Source organism: Clostridioides sp. ZZV15-6598, from assembly GCF_020657705.1.
In the GTDB taxonomy this organism is placed as follows: Bacteria; Bacillota; Clostridia; order Peptostreptococcales; family Peptostreptococcaceae; genus Clostridioides; species Clostridioides difficile_F.
The window spans coordinates 1-3,596 of sequence record NZ_JAGWCS010000219.1 but is presented as its reverse complement, the minus strand read 5'-3'; the positions used below and the strand labels follow the sequence as shown (position 1 = coordinate 3,596).

Annotated in this window: 3 protein-coding genes; all 3 read right to left on the bottom strand. The window is 23.4% G+C overall.

From position 1 onward, the window contains the following. Positions 1 to 503: 503 nt before the first annotated feature. Positions 504 to 1,772 carry a hypothetical protein gene (locus KGF50_RS20745; protein WP_227849813.1) on the bottom strand — a complete coding sequence of 423 codons (1,269 nt, stop codon included), beginning with the start codon at positions 1,770 to 1,772 and terminating at the stop codon, positions 504 to 506. 11 nt (positions 1,773 to 1,783) lie between these two features. Continuing rightward, a complete protein-coding gene (locus KGF50_RS20740) occupies positions 1,784 to 2,596 on the bottom strand; it encodes a hypothetical protein (RefSeq protein WP_227849812.1) in 813 nt (270 codons plus the stop codon). An 8-nt stretch (positions 2,597 to 2,604) separates the two neighbouring features. Further along, positions 2,605 to 3,596, bottom strand: a 992-nt coding sequence (locus KGF50_RS20735) for a hypothetical protein (RefSeq protein ID WP_227849811.1), incomplete at its 5' end; no start/stop codon positions are given.

The following is a 3,596-nucleotide window of genomic DNA, read 5'->3' as shown; positions in this document are numbered from 1 at the left end:
GTTTTAGTTTGGTTAGCTTTAGGGGTTTCCAGCAATTCAAGTAGTATTGGATAGGTTCTATCCTATCTCTACATATAGGTTTCCCTATATGCTGACTATTTTAGCTACTAACTCATGACTAAAGTCACGAGTGTGCGTAACTATTTTTTAATCAATTAAATTACCTGCTTTTATATATTTTTTGCTCATTTTAAAATTCTCCCCCTTTTCAAGTATAATGTATTATTCATTTATTATTTTTAATATTCTAATAATTAATTTTACCACTATATTACTATCATTTCAAATTTAAGTGAACTAAATATCTAATTAAATTAAAGTATATTCTAATATTGGAATATTTATAATATGTAAAAGATATTAGTCAAATTGCTTTTATATCAAAGATAAAAATAAGACAAGATAATCAAAATATGCATATAATTATCTTGCTTTATTTTTATTTATTCATTTTTATATAATAAAAGTATACCAATTTAAAGTTATAAGATTAATACTATTATTTAATTTGCTACAAAAAACAACTTGTCTTGTAAACTTACATCTCCATTTATCAATTCAGCCTCATATACTGTTTTTTTAAGGTTTATATCAAATACTTGAAATTTTATTGGTTTGGTTCCAACTATATCAAACGTAACTCCACTTCCTTTTTTATCTCCTGAAATGTTACTCTTTACACTTGAAATAGAATATATTTTATCATCTAGTAACTTAACTTTCCTAACACCAGATAGTTCTTCATCATAATCTACTTTTAAATTAAACCTTTCATAATCTTTTAGTTTAATTTCATTAGAATCAACACTATAAACAAGATTAATTATAAAACAACTCTTATCTGTAACTATAATATTTAGTTTGTTATCTTTAATAATATAGTCTAACTTTGTTTTACTCAATAAGCCCCTTTCCCCTTGCTCAGTATTTTTTTCTTTATTTAAATTATCCATAAATTTATTACTTTTATCGAAAGAATTCTCTTCTATATCATATACAATAAAATCCGAATAATTATCAGGACCTTCAATGTCACCATTTATGTCTTTGTTATTTAACCTCTCCAAATAAAGTTTACTTCCAATAGAAAATTTAATATCGTTAATACTTTGTTGGTATTTACTTTGCGAATTTAAATTAAATCTATTTAATAATTTATAGGATTTATTTTTTATATCTATCTTTAATATACAAATATTATTGACTGTAGCACCTGAAACATTGGTTTCACTAATCACCATATATAAATTCCCCTTATATATTTTGTTAAAAACAGTTTGCCAACTATTTTCTTTAAAATCAGATTTTCTTAAGTCAATATCAAAATTTTCTTCTAAACCACTTTTTAAATTTTTATTTGAAACTTTTATATAATCATTTAAATTGTTTCTTTCATATACTGAATTAGACTTAGTAGAAGTATATGCTACTCCTATATTCAAATCATCTTTATATATAAATTCGTTTCCTTTATCATCAATAAAATCGCTGTATTTCTTATCAATATGCAAATAATCATTTCCAATTTTAGTTTTAGGATTTGTATCATTTCTTGTCCCATTTTTACTTATGATTACTTCTTCATAATTATATTTACTTATATTAGGTGTATATACTAAACTCACTCTTCCTATATCCTTTATATTGCCATTTAAAGTACTTATAGATAATTTATTTTTATTAAGATAACTCAATATTAAAGCCATGATAATCATTGATAAACATACTGTTATAAAACATATTGTATATTTTCCTAATTTATTTTCTCTCATATATACACCTCCTAAAAGTCAATTTTATTATTTAAAAGTTTATTAGATATAAAACTACATACAAATATGCTCACACTTGAATATACTACAGTAAATACATTACTATATTCATAAGGTATAATAAATTCTACAAGAATTATAAATATTAGAATTTCTATAACTAAAAATAGAAAACTCATTAAAGCCCTCATCTTATACACAGATTTATTTATAAGAATTGATGTAAATACTACACATATAACTCCTATTAGTAAAAATACATATTCTACTAATAAGTTCTCAAAGCTGTATGGAAGTAAAATATTTAATTTATATATTGTTTCTTGTACGAAATTATAGTTTGCAACACTACCAAGCATATAATTAGGTAGTATTTTACTTGCAATAAATAAAGTTATGGTAAATAATATCGTGTAGCTATACACTAGAAACAATACATTTAATAATTTAGATATATAAATATTAATTTTATTTTTAGGAAGCATCACAAGTGTATATATGGATTTACTTTTCATGTCAAAATCTCTATACCAAATAAAAAAAGCATAACAAATACACACAAATATACCAAATAAAAAATAAGATTTTATAGAACCCATTAAGTTTCCAAAACTTGAAAATCCTATGACACTTACTGTTTCTATTGTCTTTCCTATTTTTGATAATTGTTCGTTTTTAACTGCATTTTCTATTATGTAGTTATAATCATTTAAATTTTTCACTAAATTTAAAAATACAATCGAACAGCAACAAATGATTATAAATATATAATTTTTTATGTTTCTTTTTAAATCAAACTCAAATAACTTCATTAAATCTCTCATCAATTCACCTACTTTATTTCAAATTCTAAACTGCTATTTGAACTATTAAACTGTAATTCTCCCTTATACACTATTTCTTTCGAATTTTTATTTATTATATATAAAATAGTCTTATTGTCCCAAGGTAGTACGGAATTTGCTTTTGATGTACATACAATGATTTTATTTGAATCAATCTCAATGTTTCTAATGCTTCTTTCTTCTTTTTCATCCAAAACATATTTATCTTCAACTAAACTCCCATCTAGCACGTTATAAGTGATTAAATTTACCTCTTTACTTTTATTGACATTATCTCTTTCTGACATTATCATATATAATTTACTATCTTTTAGTTTTGATTTTTCCAAAGACATTCTATCATAACCTTTTAATTCTATTATTTTCTCTTTATTCTCTTCAACATTATACTCAAGTAAATTGATCTTAGAAGCAACATCGTCCCATGTATTTGCATTTATCGCTTCTATCAAAATATACATTTTATCTCCATCTTTACTAGAATAACTTACATCAATACTCTGTATGTTGTTGTATTTTTCAAAAATATACTTGCTTACATTTATACTTTTTATTATCTCTATTTTTTTATTTTTAGTATTAATCTTTATTATATCTATAGTACTCAAACCTTCTTCATTTTTTTCTGATGAGTCACTTGGAGCATAAAGCACAGATACATATAAATCTTTTTTGTATCTTTTTGATGATAGTACTTTTACTTGATACTCATCAATATCTTTATCTACCTTATATCTCGTTCTTATAAAATTGTTACTATCTAATTTTTCATATTCAACTTTTTTATCACTTCCTTCTGACATAAACACACCTTTTTCTAGGTCTTCTTTTTTCTCATCTATGACAAAATTTATCCCTCTTGAATTAGATTTAGAATCATCATTTATTTCAAATCCAACATGAGCTATTGAATCCAAACCACTAGAGACATCGATTAAGTTATTCGTATTCTCACTCTCTTTTACTGATTTTAACAATT